Raw genomic sequence first — 16,152 nt, 5'->3', positions numbered from 1 at the left:
GTGAGGTCTCTTTTTTTATGTCGAAATTTAGATAAATCTTTTGAAACTAATGAATTGAGGAGTAAATGTATTAAACTAAAAAATGATAAAACTTCTTCAATAATATACTGAAGAAGTTTTTAATATTATTTCAAATTAATAATGAATACAACATTTTATTTTCATTAATATAAATATTTGATGGATCAAATTCATCGACATTATGTTTTAATTGTTCTAAATCTTGATGATTATTTAACTGAATGCCAATAATAACAGTACCCGTATTTTGAGAAGCTTTTTTTAGATATTCAAATTTAGTAATATCATCTTGAGGACCTAAAACATCATTAACAAATTCTTTTAAAGCTCCTGGACGTTGAGGGAAATTTAAAATGAAATAATGTTTCATTTCTTCATATAAAAGTGAACGTTCTTCAATTTCTTTCATACGATTAATATCATTATTTCCACCACTGACTACGCATACTACAGTTTTTCTTATAATATTGTCTTTATAAAATTCAAGAGCTGATACACTTAATGCACCTGCTGGTTCTGCTACTATTGCTTGTTTAGAGTACATATCTAAAATTGTAGAACATACTGCGCCTTCATCAATTTGTAAGTAGTCGTTGACGTATTGTTTGACAATATTAAAGGTAATATCACCAACACGTGCTACTGAAGCGCCATCAACAAATTTATCTATATGTTCTAAAGTTACAACTTTATTTTGAACTACTACTGATTCATACATACTACTTGCTCCGGCAGGTTCGACGCCAATGATTTGTGTATGTGGACTATGTTCATGCATATATGTACTTACACCGGATATTAGACCTCCGCCTCCAATAGCTGCAAAGAGATAATCAAATTGAATCTTTTCTTTTTTTGCTTCTAATAAAATTTCTTTTGCTAATGTCCCTTGACCAGCGATAGTATAAACATTGTTGAATGGATCAATAAATGTCATATGATGCTCATCTGTATAAACTAAAGCTTCTTTTAAACAATCATCAAATGTATCGCCAGTTAGAACGATTTCTACATTTTCTGCACCGAAGAATTTAACTTGATTTACTTTTTGAAGAGGGGTTGTCACTGGCATAAAGATAACAGCTTTTAAATTTAATGCTTTAGCAGTATAAGCTACTCCTTGGGCATGATTACCAGCACTTGCGCAAGTAATACCTTTTGATTTAGCTTGTGTGTCTAATACTGAAATAGCGTTATAAGCACCACGCAATTTAAATGAGCGTACCCATTGCAAGTCTTCTCTTTTTAAATAAACATTACAATTATATTTTTGTGAAAGATAATGATCATATTGTAATGGTGTTTCTTTCACAACATCTTTTATACGTAAATAAGCTTCGTCTACATCAGTAGCTGTTACCGTTGTCTTTAAAACCATTTGTTATCATCCTTACATTGTTTTCTCATATTTCTCTATTAATTCTTCATATTTTAATGTAATAGCAATATCATCTAATCCATTTATAAGTTTATCTTTCCAAGTTTCATCTATATCAAAGTGGAAAGATTGATGATTTGCTGACACAGTTTGATTTGGTAAATCAACCGTTATATTATTTTGATCGGCTAGATATTTTCTAGATTGTTCATTTAAAACAATAGGTAACATTCCATTTTTTGTACAATTCATATAGAAGATATCGCTAAAACCACCAGCAATAATAATATTAAAGCCAAAATCTTTTAAAGCCCAAGCAGCATGTTCACGACTTGAACCACAACCAAAGTTGTCTCCAGTAATAAGAATTGAAGCACCTTTATATTTTGGTTTGTTTAGATTAAAATCCGGATTATCTGATCCATCAGGTAAATAACGCCATTCATCAAAAGCAAAGGGTCCAAAACCAGTTTTAGTAATTCGTTTAAGATGAACTTTTGGAATAATTTGATCTGTATCAATATTGTCGTTAAACAAAGGGACTACTTTACCTGTGTATTGGGTGATAGGTTGAATATCCATTACTTATACAACCACCTTTCTTACGTCAACGAATTTACCATTTATTGCTGCGGCTGCAGCCATAGCCGGAGAAACAAGATGTGTACGTGCACCTTTACCTTGTCGACCCTCAAAATTTCGATTACTTGTTGAGGCACAATGGACACCTTCTGGTACTTGGTCAGGATTCATTCCTAAGCACATGGAACATCCAGGTTCTCTCCATTCAAAGCCTGCTTCTTTAAATACTTTGTCTAACCCTAGAGATTCTGCTTCTTTTTTTACTGTACGTGAGCCAGGAACAACAATAGCAGTAATTTTAGGATGTACTTTTTTTCCTTTTACGATATGGCTTGCTTCTATCAAATCTGATAGGCGAGCATTAGTACATGAACCTAAAAAGACATAACCTAAATCGATATCTTCTGCTTTTTGACCAGGTTTTAGTCCCATATAGTTGTATGCACGTTCATCATTAATATTTTGAATTTCTGGGAATGGAGAACTAAAATTCACACCCATCTCTGGATTTGTGCCCCATGTCACTTGAGGTTCTAAATTGGTTACATCAAGTGTAATCACTTTGTCAAAATGAGCATCTTCATCTGAATATAGTTTCTGCCATTCTCCAATAGATTGATTAAAGTTCTGTGCATATGGTCGACCTTTGATGTATTCAAATGTAGTTTCATCCGGTTGAATAATACCGTATTTAGCTCCACCTTCAATTGCCATGTTACAAATTGTCATTCGACCCTCCATGGATAGTGATTGAATGGTTTCTCCAGTAAACTCAAGTGCATAGCCTGTTCCGAAATCTACACCATGTTGATTGATTAAATGTAAAATAATATCTTTAGCATACACACCTGGTTGTAATTTACCTGAAACTTCAATTTTAAGATTTTTAGGTTTTGTTTGCCATAATGTTTGAGTTGCAAAAACATGTTCTACTTCACTTGTTCCAATGCCAAAAGCAATAGCACCAAATGCCCCGTGAGTTGCTGTATGTGAATCACCACATACGATTGTCTTACCTGGTTGTGTTAATCCAGTTTCAGGACCTACCATATGAACGATACCTTGCTCATCTGAACCCATATCAAAAATATGTACACCAAAATCTTTGGCGTTTTTCTGTAAAGTCGTAATCTGTTTATTAGCAATTTCATCTCTAATATTAAATATATCGATTGTAGGAACATTATGATCAAGAGTTGCAAAGGTTAAATCTGGACGTCTAAGTTGTCTTTTTTGAAGTCTTAATCCTTCAAAAGCTTGAGGAGAGGTCACTTCATGTATAAGATGCAAATCTATGTATAAGAGTTGAGGTTCGCCTTCTTTACCAGTTAAGACATGTTTATTCCAAACTTTATCAAATAATGTTTGAGCCATTATTTATGTACCTCCCTTTATTGATAACTTTTTTTTAGTAACTCAAAGATGTCTGAAGTTTTATAGTGTCCTCCAAGATCTTTTGTTGTTTTACCAATTTTAATTAAATGATATACAGCATGTTCTAATTCTTCTGCTGCGACACTTTGATTTAAACTTTCTCTTAAACACATTGCTAGTGACAATACCATTCCAAATGGATTAGCAAGATTTTGATGAGCAATGTCAGGCGCTGAACCATGAATAGGTTCATAAAGTCTAGTACCGTGTTCACTAAAACTTGCCGAAGGTGATAAACCGAGTGAACCAGGTATTACTGAAGCTTCATCACTTAAAATATCACCAAAGAGATTTTCAGTAACAATGACGTCGAATTGTGAAGGATGAGTAATTAAATGCATACTACACGCATCAACGAGTAAATGATTTAATTCGATGTCCGGATAAGACTTGCTTACTTCAGTAACAGTTTTTCTCCAAAGTTTACTTGAAGCAAGGACATTCTCTTTATCTACAGAAGTTACTTTTTTACTACGAGTACGTGCTAATTCAAATGCAACTTTAGCAATACGTTCTATTTCAGCTTTAGTATAAGTGAGAGAATCTAATGCTTCAGAATGATTCATATGTCTAGGTTCACCAAAATAAATGCCACTCGTTAATTCACGAACTATAACTAAGTCTGTATGTTTAACACGCTCTTCTTTTAAAGGTGAAAATTGACTGGTACCTTCAGTCACTTTAGTAGGACGAATATTAGCAAATAAGCCTAACTTTTTACGTAACGCTAATAATCCTTGTTCTGGACGATTATTAGGATCTGTCCATTTTGGTCCTCCAACTGCTCCTAATAAAATCGCATCTGCTTCTTGACAGGCAGAGAGTGTTTCATTAGGAAGGGGAGTGCCATGTGTATCAATGGCGGCTCCTCCAAAATCATAACTTTTTAAATTATAGGTGAAATTGTATTTCTTACTTATTATTTCTAATAACTCTAAACTTCCATTTAAAATTTCAGGTCCGATGCCATCTCCGGGTAAAGCAACAATTTTATATGTCATTATTTATTACCTACTTTCTCTAAATCTTGGGCAATATATTTAGCATGAGCTTCTACATATGCTTTACAAGAAGCTTGAAGTATATCATGATCGATACCTATACCATTAACATGTTGATTTTCAATAACAAGCTCAACATGAACCTCAGCTTGTGCATCTGTACCTTCAGTAACTGAATCAATTCTATAATCGATGAGTTCACTATCCTTTTTAAAAATACGATCAACAGCATTGTAAATTGCAACAATTGATCCTGTACCAATGCTTGAATCTTGATAAATATGACCTTTTTTATCTTTAATGACAACAACAGCGCTTTGTAGACCATTTGAAACATATTGTAATTGCAAAGTTTCTACTTGATAAATTGCATTTTGTTCATGTTCAGAACCTTGAATAATCGCATGAATATCTCGGTCAGATACTGATTTTTTCTTATCTGCTACTGCTTTAAATTGTTTGAATAACTCGATTTGTTGTTTAGGTTCAATGTCATAACCTAACGTTTTAAGTTTTTCAGCAAAAGCATGTTTACCAGAAAGTTTGCCTAAAGGTAATTCGTTTTTGCTTATTCCAACAAGTTGAGGCGTCATGATTTCGTACGTTTCAGGATTTTTAAGAACACCATCTTGATGAATACCTGATTCATGACTGAAAGCATTTTGACCAACAATTGCTTTATTTCTTGGAACTCGAATGCCTGCATATCTAGAAATTAAATCTGAAGTCAATTTAGTTTGCTCTAATTTTAATTTTGTTTCAATACCATAATGATCTTTGCGAACGTATAGTGCTAATGCAATTTCTTCTAATGCAGTATTACCTGCACGTTCACCAATACCATTTACAGTACCTTCAATGCGTTTCGCGCCATTTTCAATTGCAGCTAAGCTATTTGCTACTGCCATACCCAAATCATCATGACAATGTGCACTATAAATAATTTCTTTTTCTGATTTAACATTTGTAATAAGAGATTTAAAAATGACACCATATTCACTTGGATAACTATATCCAACAGTATCTGGAATATTGATTATTGTAGCTCCTGCATCAACAGCTGTTTGAACAGATTTTATAAGGAATGCTTGATCTGTTCTTGATGCATCTTCTGGTGAGAATTGTACTACATCGAATAATGATTTAGCATAACTGACATGTTCCTTAATTGATTCTAAGACTTCTTCTTGAGTCATTTTTAGCTTATGCTCTAAATGAATAGGGGAAGTAGCAATAAATACATGAACACGTGGTTTAGCAGCACATTTTGTTGCTTCATATACAGCATCAATATCAGATTTTTTACATCTTGCTAATCCACACACTGCAGTGGTAGTTAATGCTTTAGAGATTGCTTCTACAGATTTAAAACTTCCAGTACTTGAAGCGGGGAAGCCTGCTTCAATAACATCGACTCCCCATTTTTCAAGTTGCTTAGCAATACTTAAACGTTCATCAAATGAAAAATTCACACCAGGTGTTTGCTCTCCATCTCTTAACGTTGTATCAAATATTTGAATATGGCTTTCCATTTTTAACATCTCCTTACATTTTATTTTTGAATGCTTTTAGATTTAATGAATGGCATCATTTTTCTTAGTTCACGACCCACTGCTTCAATTTCATGACCATGTTGTTGTTCACGTAATTCATAAAATTCTTTAAATCCATTTTCGTTATCTTTAACAAAGCGATTAGCGAAATTACCATTTTGAATATCTTTAAGTACTTCTTTCATATTATCTTTAACATCTGGAGTAATGACACGTGGACCAGATACGTAGTCACCAAATTCAGCAGTATTTGAAATTGAATAACGTACATTTTCCATACCGCCTTCATACATTAAATCAACGATCAGTTTCATTTCATGTAGTACTTCAAAATATGCTAATTCTTTTTGATATCCAGCTTCCACTAATGTCTCGAAACCACTTTGAATCAGTTTATGAATTCCCCCACAAAGTACAGCTTGTTCACCGAATAAGTCAGTTTCAGTTTCTTCTTTAAATGTTGTTTCAATAACACCAGCACGTGTAGCACCAATACCTTTTGCATAACTTAAAGCAATATCACGTGCATGACCTGTAGCATCTTGTTGAACGCCAAATAATGCTGGCACAGCTGAACCTTCAACAAATGTACGTCTTACTAGATGACCAGGACCTTTAGGTGCTACTAAGAAGACATCTACATCTTTAGGTGGTTCGATGACGTTAAAATGAATATTAAATCCATGTGCAAAAGCTAATGCATTACCAGCTTCTAAATTTGGAGCAATTTCATTTTTATATACATTACCTTGAATTTCATCAGGAAGTAATACCATAATAACGTCTGCTTGTTTAACTGCTTCAGCCACTGGATAAACATCTAATCCATCTTCTTTAGCTTTATTAAATGAATTACCTGGACGAATACCAACTCTTACGTCGTAACCGTTATCTTTAAGGTTTTGAGCATGTGCATGGCCTTGAGAACCGTAACCGATAATAGCGATTTTTTTACCTTGTAGTGCATCTTTTTCTACTGATTGATCATAATAAACTTTTGTCATAATACTTTCCTCCATTAGTTAAAAAATTTCAAAAATTGCGAATATTAAAAAGGTAATAATTAACTTTATGATGTTAGACATTAAATATGATAATTGATGTAAAATGCTAGCGCATCATCTAAGAATTAATCATTCACATCTTCAACATTAATAACACTGACTTGTTTTTTTAATTTAGTAATTAAAATTCGATATACATCTTCATCCTCAATATGAACTTTGATTGTCATATCAGATATGCCATCTTCACTAGCAGGTTTTACATATAATTCATTGATATTGTACTGTAATCTTACAAAAGCACTTGTGATTCGATTTAACGTACTGACTTGGTCAGCTACTTTTAATTTTAAAGTTCGGTTCATTCTAGGCCCTCCATTTCATGATTAGCTTTACCACTAGGAATCATAGGGTTTACAGGTTCCGCTGGAGAAATTCTTACTTCAATTAAAGCAGGACCTTCATAATTAAAAGCTTCATCTAATTGCGCTTTTAATTTATTAGGGTGATCGATTAAGAAGCTTTTAACACCGTAAGCTTCAGCCATTTTAATAAAATCTGGTTGATCATTGAAAACAGAATGTGAAAAACGTTGATTAAAGAATTTATCTTGCCATTGTTTTACCATTCCTAATGTACCGTTGTTAATTAAAACAATTTTTACATTTAGATGATATTCAGGTAATAACGCCATTTCTTGATTGGTCATTTGGAATCCACCATCACCTACAAAACAAATAACTGTTTTATCTGGAGCTGCGAGTTGTGCACCAATTGCTGAAGGAATACCGAATCCCATTGTTCCTAATCCACCACTTGTAACCCATTGACTATGATGTTTAAACGGATAAAATTGTGCTGACCACATTTGATGCTGACCTACATCTGTAGTGATGATGGCTTCACCATTTGTGATTTTACCAATATATTCAATCGCTTCTTGTGGACGACAAAATGTATCATTAGCTTCTTTGTATTTAAATGGATGTTTTGATTTATTATCTAAACAATGGTCTACCCATTCTTTGTATGTAGCATGACTTTGATGTTCAGTAACTAATGTTTCTAATACTTTTTTACAATCTGCAACAATACCGAGTGTTGTAGGAATCACTTTATTAATTTCTGATTCATCAATATCAATGTGTACCACTTTAGCATTTGGTGCGAATTCGTTAGGATTACTAGCCAAACGGTCATCAAATCGACTACCTAAATTAATGAGTAAGTCACATTCAGTGAGTGCCATGTTACTTGCATAAGAGCCATGCATACCGCCCATACCAAGGAAAAGGGGATTTTCATATGGAATAGCACCTAGACCTAATAAAGTTGTAACAACAGGAATTTGATGGTGAGTAACAAATTCGGTTAATAAATCATTTGATTTTGAGTGATTGATACCTGCTCCAGCTAAAACAACAGGTTGTTTTGCATGATTTAAATATTGAGAAAGTTGTTGAATATCTTCTTTATTTGGATTTTCAGTTACTTGATATGAAGGTAAATGAACTTCTTCTTCAAGTGGAGCAGAAGAAGTTAAAACGCCCATATCTTTTGGGAAATCAATAACTACAGGTCCTTTACGTCCAGTATTTGCTAAATAGAATGCCTCGTGAACAATTCTAGGAATATCATCTACATGTTTAACTTGGTAATTAGCTTTTGTAATTGGCGTCGTCATTGATAATAAATCAGCTTCTTGGAATGTATCTTTACCAATACCAGGGGTTGCCACTTGTCCGGTAAATACGACTAAGGGTAGAGAATCACAATAAGCATCAGTAATACCAGTGATAGCATTTGTAGCTCCAGGACCACTTGTTACGACGACGACACCTGGTTTGCCAGAAACACGTGCGTATCCTTCAGCGGCATGGGTAGCACCTTGTTCATGACGTGCCAGAATATGTTTAATTTTTTCATCATAAAATGTATCGTATAATGGTAAAACTGCACCACCTGGATATCCAAAAATGAAATCAACATCTTCGTGTACGAGTGCTTCTACTAATAAGTCAGAACCGCTTCGAGTTGTAAGTGTTTCAGTTTGTTTATTACTTTCCTTTGTTTTTGACATATTTATCGCTCCTTAAATTTAAATAAGATTTTCTGGGACTTGCATAATACCACCCGTATTTGCACTGGTTACTAAAGCAGTGTATCTTGCAAGATAACCTGTTTTTACTTTAGCTTTAAAAGGCTCAAGTTCTTCTTTACGTTTATACAATTCTTCTTGAGGCTGATTAACATCTAAAGTTCGATTTACTAAGTCAATAGTAATTTCATCACCATCTCTAATCAGACCAATAGGACCTCCTGAGGCTGCTTCTGGTGAAATATGACCTACAGCGATACCACGAGTAGCTCCAGAAAAACGTCCATCCGTAATTAAAGCAACATCTTTTCCTAAACCTCTTCCGACGATAGATGATGTAGGAGCTAACATTTCTGGCATACCCGGACCTCCTTTAGGTCCTTCATATCGAATGACCACTACGTGACCTTCACGAACTGTTTTATTATCAATTGCTTCTACAGCTGCATCATGTGAATCAAAGCAAATTGCTTTTCCTTTAAATACTTTGATTGAAGGATCAACACCACCAACTTTAATTACTGCACCTTTAGGAGCAATATTACCGAATAAGACGGACAATCCACCTTCTTTATCATATGGAGCATCTAAAGAATGAATAACATCGAAATTTTTAATCTCTTTACCTTGGTTATTTTCTCTTAATGTTTTACCAGTAACTGTGAGTCGATCTGGATGTAGGGTTCCTTCTTTTTTCATTAATTCATTAATGATTGCTGGACATCCGCCAGCTTCATGAACATCGTGCATAGAATAAGAAGAACTTGGTGCAATCTTAGATAAATAAGGCGTTTTTTTAGCAATTTCATTAATTCTTTCTAAGTCATATTCAATTCCAGCTTCATTAGCAATTGCTAATGTATGAAGTACAGTATTTGTTGAACCACCCATTGCCATATCTAAAGCAAATGCATCATCAATTGCTTCTTTCGTAACAATATCACGAGGTTTAATATCATTTTTTATATTTTCTACCAATTGGAATGCTGCTTGTCTAATCATTTTACGACGTTGATCGCTTACTGCTAAAGCTGTACCGTTGTAGGGAAGTGCTAATCCTAAGACTTCCATTAAACAGTTCATAGAATTTGCTGTGAACATTCCTGCACATGATCCACATGTTGGACAAGCATTTTGTTCCATATCTAAAAATTCTTCTTTAGTAATTGAACCTTCTTTAAAAGCTCCGACTGCTTCGAACATAGATGATAGAGTTAAAGCTTTTCCCTGAGCAGATAAACCAGCTTTCATTGGGCCACCTGAACAAAAGATAGCAGGGACATTTGTTCTAACAGCTGCTAATAACATGCCAGGTGTAATTTTGTCACAGTTAGGAATATAAAATACACCATCAAACCAATGAGCATTGATAACAGTTTCAGCCGCATCTGCAATAATTTCACGTGACGGTAAGGAATACCTCATACCAATATGTCCCATTGCTATTCCATCATCGACACCAATTGTATTAAATTCAAAAGGAATTGCACCTGCTTCACGAATCGCTTCTTTTGCAATATCAGCTAATTCTCTTAAATGAACATGTCCAGGAACGATATCGATATATGAATTACAAATTGCTACAAAAGGTTTATTCATGTCAGTAGGACTTTTAAGTGCTCCTGTCGCGTGTAATAGGCTTCTTGCTGGTGCTTGGTGATCACCTTTTTTTATCATGTCACTTCTCATTTATTCATTCCCCCATAAATTACTAATTATTAAAATAAAAAAACGCCCCAATAAAGTTGGGACGTTTTTAAGTCCCATTCAATGAGAAATAGGACTTAAACATTTAGTAAATTAAGCTACTAAAGTTCCAGCCCTGAAGAGTATAATAAAATAATTAAATTTTCTAGTGGTGACAGTGAATATGTAAATGATTGCATGGTATTATACTCCTTTCTTGAATGGATGATTATTTGAATAGTTAGAATTGTTTAAAAATTTGATAAATTTAATTTACACTAAACAGATATTAAAGTCAATACTCTTTTTAGAATTTTCTAACAATTTAGAAGAATGATTTATGTTTTATTAATGAGAAATTTTTAGTAAAGTTTGTTACAATTATTAAGTTAAATTTAGATGAAATAACGAAGTGTAAAATAAACATGAGGAGAGAGAACAATACATGATACCTATCAAAAATTTAGATGAGATGGAACATTTTGCTAAAATTTTAATGAAGCATGTTGGTTCAAAAGATGTCATTTTATTGAATGGAGATTTAGGTGCTGGTAAAACAACGTTGACTCAATTTATAGGTAAATATCTAGGAGTAAAGCGTAATATTAATTCTCCTACGTTTAATATCATAAAATCATACAAAGGTAAGGAGTTAAAACTTCATCATATGGATTGTTATCGCTTAGAAGATTCAGATGAAGATTTAGGATTTAATGAATACTTTGAAGATGACGCTGTTACAATAATTGAATGGAGTCAATTTATACAGGAGTTCCTTCCAGAAGAGTATTTAGTGATTAATATTACGACTATAAATGAAAGTCAACGACAAATTAATATAGCAGCAAAAGGCTATCATTATACTAAAATAAAGGAAGAGATAGACAATGAACTTACTGTTAATTGATACTTCAAATCAACCCATGTCAATTGCTTTGATGAACGATGATGAGGTTTTAGCAATAAAAACAACAAATAGTAAAAAAGATCATTCGAGCCAACTTATGCCTGGTATTCAATCCTTATTTAATGAATCGAATTTAAAAAAACAAGAATTAGATGGGATTGTTGTTGCAAAAGGACCTGGCTCTTATACAGGAGTGAGAATAGGCGTTACTGTAGCGAAAACATTAGCCTATGCTTTGAATACTAAATTATATGGTGTCTCATCGTTAAAAGCATTAGCGGCTACTATAGATACGAATGATAAAAGAATTATCGTACCAATATTTGATGCTCGTCGCCAAGCGGTATATACAGGATTATATCAATATGAAAATAATCAATTAAATACAATTGAAAAAGACCAATATATTTCTTTAGAAGCGTTGCATAAAAAACTCAATGCTTTAAATCAACCTTATGTGTTTGTAGGAGAGGACACGGAAAAATTATCTGAATTACTACATGGAGATATTGAGACTAAACTGCCTAATGCAACTGTCATGAAACACTTGATTCATCAACCTGAGAACATTCATACGTTTGTACCAAATTATATAAAATTGTCAGAGGCGGAACGTAATTGGTTAAACCAACAGAAGAACAGTTAACTATTAGAGCGATGCAAGTCGATGATGTACCAAGTGTTTTCGATATTGAGAGAGAAAGCTTCAACGATAGTTCATGGACCATTGATGCATTTTACCATGAATTAAATGAAAATAACTTCGCAAAGTACTTTGTTGTTATTTTTCAAGAAGAAATTATTGGATATTTAGGATTATGGATAGTAATTGATCAAGCTCAAATTACAACCATAGCAATCAAAGAATCATTCAGAGACTATGGATTAGGTCAGCTATTACTTAATTATGTGATGGACTATGCTAGGCATACTTGTGATGTGATGAGTTTAGAAGTGAGAATTACGAATGTGATAGCTCAACATGTATATAAAAAATTAGGGTTTCAATATGGCGGTAAAAGAAAAAATTACTATGGAGAAGGCGAGGATGCATTAGTGATGTGGGTGAATTTAAATGAATAGAGACATATTAATATTAGCGGTTGAAACAAGTTGTGACGAAACAAGTGTAAGTGTTATAAAAAATGGAAATACGATTTTATCTAATATTGTACTTAGTCAAATAGAAAGTCATAAACGTTTTGGGGGAGTAGTCCCTGAAGTTGCAAGTAGACATCATGTAGAGGGAATTACGACTACAATTGATGAAGCGTTATCTTCAGCTAATGCTACTATGGAAGATATCGATGCCGTAGCTGTTACACAAGGGCCTGGATTAATAGGGGCACTTCTAATAGGAATTAATGCAGCAAAAGCTTTAGCATTTGCCTATAATAAGCCAATCATTCCTGTTCATCATATTGCTGGACATATTTATGCTAATCATCTTGAAGAACCGTTAACCTTTCCTTTAATAGCATTAATCGTTTCGGGTGGACATACAGAACTCGTTTATATGAAATCACATTTAAATTTTGAAGTCATTGGTGAAACACGAGATGATGCTGTAGGAGAGGCTTATGATAAGGTAGCAAGAACAATTGATTTACCATATCCAGGAGGCCCAGCTATAGATGCACTTGCTTTGGAAGGAAAGGACACATACCATTTTCCTAGAGTATGGCTTGAAAAAGATAGTTATGATTTTAGCTTTAGTGGATTAAAAAGTGCAGTGATTAATAAGTTACACAATCAGCGACAAAAAAATGAAGACATAAATAAAGAAGATGTTGCTACCAGTTTCCAAGATAGTGTTGTCGATGTATTAAGTACAAAGGCTATTAATGCTTGTAAATCTTATCATGTTGAACACCTTATTGTAGCTGGCGGAGTAGCTAGTAACAAAGGATTAAGAGAACGATTAAATCATTTGTGTAAAGAAAATAACATTAAACTTTCAATACCTAATTCAAAGTTATGTACAGATAATGCTGCTATGATTGGGGCTGCTGGATATTATTACTATAAAGCTGGAGTAACTTCATCTCTAGATTTAAATGGAAAAAATAATATTGATATTGAAGATGTAACAGTTGAATAATAAAGTAAAAAGTAATTGAACTTAAAATCAAATAAGTTTCAATTACTTTTTTATTTAATTAGGTTAATGTATTGATATATGATATATGTCAATAGAGAACGTGTGTACTTATCAACAAATAGTTAATATCTTGTGGATAAAAAGGGGGTAAAGGTGTGAATATAGTTTGAATGTTGTGTAAAAGTTATGTAAATTATTATCATTCACGTTGTGGATAACTAGGATAAGTTCGTGGATAACTGATATATCAGTATTTTAGTTGTTTATAAATTTGTGAATGAAATAAATAAAAAAACTAGTAAAAATTTGATACTTTTACTAGTTTTTCTTAGATATATTAAATTTTTTCTTGCAATTCTTCCCATTCAGCCATAACATTCTCTAATTGTCGTTCGGTACTTAATTTCTGCTCAGCAAGTTCATTTGCCTTAATAGGATCATTAAAAATATCAGGCTGAGTCAATTGTTGATCAATTTGAGTAATTTGTTCTTCATATTTTTCGATTTGTTCTTCACATTGCTCAATTTGACGCTCAATTTTTCGTAATTCTCTCTTATATTGTTTTTGAGAAGCATACGTATTAGTTGTTGACGAATCAGTGTCTTCTAAATCAAGCGTTTCATCTTTATTGTGTTCCGCTTCAAATTCCTTTAACGCAGAAGCTTCTTCTGTTTTCTCAATAAAATATTGATAGTCACCTAAATATAGTTGACCACCATCTTTATTTAAATCAAATACTTTATTTGCTAGTTGATTAATAAAATATCGATCATGGGAAACAAATAAAATTGTACCTTCAAAATCTTTTAACGCTTGTTCTAACATTTCTTTAGAATCTATATCAAGATGGTTAGTAGGTTCATCGAGTATCAAAACGTTATCACGTTGTAACATAAGTAAAGCTAATTGCAAACGTGCTTTTTCGCCCCCTGATAAATCATTAATAACTTTTTTGACGTCATCTTGAACGAATAAAAATCGTCCTAAAATAGCGCGGACATCTTTTTCATTCATCATAGGATATTGATCCCAAACATAATCTAATATTGTTTTATTAGATTTGAATTCTGCTTGTTTTTGATCGTAATATCCTATGTTTAAATTAGCACCATAAGTAATTTCTCCACCTAATGCTTTTTGACGATTTGCAATTGTTTTGATAAGTGTAGTCTTTCCAACTCCATTAGGTCCAATAATAGCAATATGGTCTCCTTTTGTAACTTCAATATTAATAGGAGCAGTGATAGGGGATTGATAACCTACTTCTAGATTACGGATATGCATCACATCATTGCCAGTATTTCTATCAAATCCAAACTGGATATTAGCACTTTTAGCATCCATCATTGGCTTATCGATACGTTCCATTTTTTCTAATGTTTTTCGACGACTTTTAGCCATACCGCTTGTTGAAGCTCGAGTAATATTTTTTTCCACGAAAGTTTCAAGGCGTTTAATTTCTTCTTGTTGTTTTTCATATTCTTGCATTCTTAATTCATAGTATTTATCACGTTGAGTAATAAATTGCTCATAATTACCTACATAACGCTTCACATCTCCTAAAGCAACGTCATATATTTGAGTTACAATTTTATCTAAGAAGTATCTGTCATGACTAATAATAATGATGGCACCTTTAAAATATTTTAAATAATCTTCTAACCACTTAGTTGTTTCCAAGTCAAGATGGTTTGTAGGTTCATCTAATAGTAATAAATCGGGTTCACTTAAAAGCATCTGTGCTAAAGATAAACGTGTTTTTTGTCCGCCACTAAAATCATTAATGGGTTTATCAAATTCTTCTTCAGTAAAGTTTAAACCATGCAATACTGTTTTAATTTTACTTTCATATTGATAACCTTCAAGTTGTTCAAATTGATTAGATAATGATTCATAACGCTCCATATGTTGTTTATAATCTTCTGAATCATAACTATCAACGTGAGCGGCTAACCAATCAGTTTCATCATTAATAAGCGTTTCCATATGCTTAATATGTTCAAATGGTTTTGACATTTCTTCAATTACAGTCAGAGAAGAATCAAGTGTCATTTGTTGAGTTAAATAACCAATGCGTAAATTCTTGATTTTTGAAATATGGCCACTATCATAATCTTCAACACCTGCAATAATCTTCATTAACGTTGATTTTCCAGCGCCATTTCTTCCTACTACGCCAATACGTTCTCCAGTTTTAACTTCAAAATTAACATGATTAAATATATCTTCACCATCAAACGATTTTGAAATATCATTTAATTGTAAAAGTATCATTCAAGTTTCACCTTTCTATCTATGTAACAATCACATTTATTTAACTTTAAATTTGACATTATTATATCATTTTACAATATAAGGTATGCTTAGGAAACTAAGATATTTATTT

Annotated in this window: 14 protein-coding genes; 4 read left to right on the top strand and 10 right to left on the bottom strand. The window is 32.9% G+C overall.

What is annotated here, in order from left to right; genetic code table 11:
* Positions 1–130: 130 nt before the first annotated feature.
* The 9 genes from ilvA to ilvD all read right to left on the bottom strand — a co-directional run bounded on the left by ilvA (position 131) and on the right by ilvD (position 10,760).
* Positions 131–1,399, bottom strand: a complete 1,269-nt coding sequence (gene ilvA, locus HMPREF2930_RS01370; RefSeq protein ID WP_017175296.1) for a threonine ammonia-lyase IlvA — start codon at positions 1,397–1,399, stop codon at positions 131–133.
* Positions 1,400–1,411: 12 nt separating this feature from the next.
* Positions 1,412–1,981: a 3-isopropylmalate dehydratase small subunit gene (gene leuD / locus HMPREF2930_RS01365; protein ID WP_017175295.1), complete on the bottom strand. Its 570-nt coding sequence runs from the start codon at positions 1,979–1,981 to the stop codon at positions 1,412–1,414.
* A 3-nt stretch (positions 1,982–1,984) separates the two neighbouring features.
* A complete protein-coding gene (gene leuC, locus HMPREF2930_RS01360) occupies positions 1,985–3,355 on the bottom strand; it encodes a 3-isopropylmalate dehydratase large subunit (protein WP_037541697.1) in 1,371 nt (456 codons plus the stop codon).
* A gap of 17 nt (positions 3,356–3,372) precedes the next feature.
* Positions 3,373–4,416 (bottom strand): 3-isopropylmalate dehydrogenase, encoded by a 1,044-nt coding sequence (leuB, locus tag HMPREF2930_RS01355; RefSeq protein WP_017175293.1) that lies wholly within the window; start codon positions 4,414–4,416, stop codon positions 3,373–3,375.
* Positions 4,416–5,948 carry a 2-isopropylmalate synthase gene (locus HMPREF2930_RS01350; RefSeq protein WP_017175292.1) on the bottom strand — a complete coding sequence of 511 codons (1,533 nt, stop codon included), beginning with the start codon at positions 5,946–5,948 and terminating at the stop codon, positions 4,416–4,418. The genes leuB and HMPREF2930_RS01350 overlap by 1 nt, the downstream gene beginning before the upstream one ends.
* Positions 5,949–5,968: 20 nt before the next feature.
* Complete coding sequence (gene ilvC, locus HMPREF2930_RS01345; protein WP_002455079.1) at positions 5,969–6,973, bottom strand: ketol-acid reductoisomerase; 1,005 nt, start codon at positions 6,971–6,973, stop codon at positions 5,969–5,971.
* 125 nt (positions 6,974–7,098) lie between these two features.
* Entirely contained in the window at positions 7,099–7,338 is a 240-nt protein-coding gene (locus HMPREF2930_RS01340; protein WP_017175291.1) for an ACT domain-containing protein, read from the bottom strand.
* On the bottom strand, positions 7,335–9,053 hold the full coding sequence (gene ilvB / locus HMPREF2930_RS01335) for a biosynthetic-type acetolactate synthase large subunit (RefSeq protein WP_070597201.1): 1,719 nt from the start codon (positions 9,051–9,053) through the stop codon (positions 7,335–7,337). The genes HMPREF2930_RS01340 and ilvB overlap by 4 nt, the downstream gene beginning before the upstream one ends.
* 18 nt (positions 9,054–9,071) lie before the next feature.
* On the bottom strand, positions 9,072–10,760 hold the full coding sequence (ilvD, locus tag HMPREF2930_RS01330; protein WP_017175289.1) for a dihydroxy-acid dehydratase: 1,689 nt from the start codon (positions 10,758–10,760) through the stop codon (positions 9,072–9,074).
* Between the two features lie 442 nt (positions 10,761–11,202).
* Between ilvD and tsaE the strand changes: the two genes are divergently transcribed.
* The 4 genes from tsaE to tsaD are packed head-to-tail and all read left to right on the top strand — an operon-like array spanning position 11,203 to position 13,765.
* On the top strand, positions 11,203–11,664 hold the full coding sequence (gene tsaE / locus HMPREF2930_RS01325) for a tRNA (adenosine(37)-N6)-threonylcarbamoyltransferase complex ATPase subunit type 1 TsaE (protein WP_017175288.1): 462 nt from the start codon (positions 11,203–11,205) through the stop codon (positions 11,662–11,664).
* On the top strand, positions 11,645–12,310 hold the full coding sequence (gene tsaB / locus HMPREF2930_RS01320) for a tRNA (adenosine(37)-N6)-threonylcarbamoyltransferase complex dimerization subunit type 1 TsaB (RefSeq protein WP_017175287.1): 666 nt from the start codon (positions 11,645–11,647) through the stop codon (positions 12,308–12,310). Before tsaE ends, tsaB begins: the two co-directional genes overlap by 20 nt.
* An 11-nt stretch (positions 12,311–12,321) precedes the next feature.
* Positions 12,322–12,747 (top strand): ribosomal protein S18-alanine N-acetyltransferase, encoded by a 426-nt coding sequence (rimI, locus tag HMPREF2930_RS01315; RefSeq protein WP_369963310.1) that lies wholly within the window; start codon positions 12,322–12,324, stop codon positions 12,745–12,747.
* Positions 12,740–13,765 carry a tRNA (adenosine(37)-N6)-threonylcarbamoyltransferase complex transferase subunit TsaD gene (gene tsaD / locus HMPREF2930_RS01310; RefSeq protein ID WP_017175286.1) on the top strand — a complete coding sequence of 342 codons (1,026 nt, stop codon included), beginning with the start codon at positions 12,740–12,742 and terminating at the stop codon, positions 13,763–13,765. The genes rimI and tsaD overlap by 8 nt, the downstream gene beginning before the upstream one ends.
* Positions 13,766–14,102: 337 nt before the next feature.
* On the opposite strand, the gene HMPREF2930_RS01305 is transcribed toward tsaD, so the two are convergent.
* Positions 14,103–16,040, bottom strand: coding sequence for an ABC-F family ATP-binding cassette domain-containing protein (locus HMPREF2930_RS01305; RefSeq protein WP_017175285.1), 1,938 nt, complete (start codon positions 16,038–16,040; stop codon positions 14,103–14,105).
* Positions 16,041–16,152: the final 112 nt, after the last annotated feature.

It is taken from the genome of Staphylococcus sp. HMSC068C09, assembly GCF_001813735.1.
GTDB classification, from domain to species: domain Bacteria; phylum Bacillota; class Bacilli; order Staphylococcales; family Staphylococcaceae; genus Staphylococcus; species Staphylococcus hominis.
Note: the sequence above shows the minus strand (reverse complement) of the source record. Positions and strands in the feature narration are given on the sequence as shown.

Bases quoted from the DNA above. Each gene is read 5' to 3' on its own strand.
- ilvA (WP_017175296.1), bottom strand. From the start codon at position 1,399: ATGGTTTTAAAGACAACGGTAACAGCTACTGATGTAGACGAAGCTTAT.
- leuD (WP_017175295.1), bottom strand. From the start codon at position 1,981: ATGGATATTCAACCTATCACCCAATACACAGGTAAAGTAGTCCCTTTG.
- leuC (WP_037541697.1), bottom strand. From the start codon at position 3,355: ATGGCTCAAACATTATTTGATAAAGTTTGGAATAAACATGTCTTAACT.
- leuB (WP_017175293.1), bottom strand. From the start codon at position 4,416: ATGACATATAAAATTGTTGCTTTACCCGGAGATGGCATCGGACCTGAA.
- HMPREF2930_RS01350 (WP_017175292.1), bottom strand. From the start codon at position 5,948: ATGGAAAGCCATATTCAAATATTTGATACAACGTTAAGAGATGGAGAG.
- ilvC (WP_002455079.1), bottom strand. From the start codon at position 6,973: ATGACAAAAGTTTATTATGATCAATCAGTAGAAAAAGATGCACTACAA.
- HMPREF2930_RS01340 (WP_017175291.1), bottom strand. From the start codon at position 7,338: ATGAACCGAACTTTAAAATTAAAAGTAGCTGACCAAGTCAGTACGTTA.
- ilvB (WP_070597201.1), bottom strand. From the start codon at position 9,053: ATGTCAAAAACAAAGGAAAGTAATAAACAAACTGAAACACTTACAACT.
- ilvD (WP_017175289.1), bottom strand. From the start codon at position 10,760: ATGAGAAGTGACATGATAAAAAAAGGTGATCACCAAGCACCAGCAAGA.
- tsaE (WP_017175288.1), top strand. From the start codon at position 11,203: ATGATACCTATCAAAAATTTAGATGAGATGGAACATTTTGCTAAAATT.
- tsaB (WP_017175287.1), top strand. From the start codon at position 11,645: ATGAACTTACTGTTAATTGATACTTCAAATCAACCCATGTCAATTGCT.
- rimI (WP_369963310.1), top strand. From the start codon at position 12,322: ATGCAAGTCGATGATGTACCAAGTGTTTTCGATATTGAGAGAGAAAGC.
- tsaD (WP_017175286.1), top strand. From the start codon at position 12,740: ATGAATAGAGACATATTAATATTAGCGGTTGAAACAAGTTGTGACGAA.
- HMPREF2930_RS01305 (WP_017175285.1), bottom strand. From the start codon at position 16,040: ATGATACTTTTACAATTAAATGATATTTCAAAATCGTTTGATGGTGAA.